The sequence below is a fragment of the Caballeronia arvi genome, assembly GCF_001544695.2.
In the GTDB taxonomy this organism is placed as follows: domain Bacteria; phylum Pseudomonadota; class Gammaproteobacteria; order Burkholderiales; family Burkholderiaceae; genus Caballeronia; species Caballeronia arvi.
The window spans coordinates 1-680 of the sequence record NZ_FCOM02000314.1; the positions used below are offsets into that span (position 1 = coordinate 1).

The 680-nt window shown below is 57.1% G+C and carries 1 pseudogene; it reads left to right on the forward strand.

Going from position 1 to position 680, the window contains the following annotated elements:
• Window positions 1-282 (forward strand): annotated as a pseudogene (locus tag AWB74_RS48175) (MFS transporter); the annotation flags it as partial.
• Window positions 283-680: the final 398 nt, after the last annotated feature.

Consider the following 680-nt stretch of genomic DNA (forward strand, 5'->3'; position numbering starts at 1 on the left):
TGCATTCCGTTGTTGTACCCGTGCTTTTGGTCGCTCCCGCCGCGTTTCTTTTCTGGCGCTCGCGCGGCAGCAAGCGTCGCAGCGATCAACTGCATCGGCAATCTCGGCGGATTCTTTGGCCAGAACCTCATGCCATATGTCGGTAAGGTGACTCAAAGCCACGCCGCTCCAATGCTCGTCCCGACTGCGTGCCTGTTAGTACTCGCGATAGGTACGGCCCTAGCGCGTTCCATCGGCGCTCGTCGACAGGCGTCGGCAGGGGCGCCTACGGTTGAGGTTTGAACCGGTAGACCACTCGCATGGCAATCGATAGCGAGTGGCGTGAGCCGCCCCTCCAATCCGGTCTGTTTTTCCCGGTCCCCTGAAGAGCCGCGGCGACAATACCTCGTTTCGGCCGCATTGATAAACGCCGTGCATCAATGCCTCGAAAAAATGCACTTATCGCGTAGGTCGTTTTGATCGAGTATTGACCTCACGATCCCAGCGACATGGGAACACACGCAAAAATGCATCGGAGACACGGGATGTACAACTTGAGGCGTGACCGGCGCAGCTAGCACGCTGTCAGAAATATCCTTCTTACGCCTTTATTAGCCGAGCGTAGAAGTCAGTCAGTCCAGTCATCAAACAGCGTAGCGCACACGAGAGTCTACCGTCCTCGGACCCGATGGCGCTTTGAT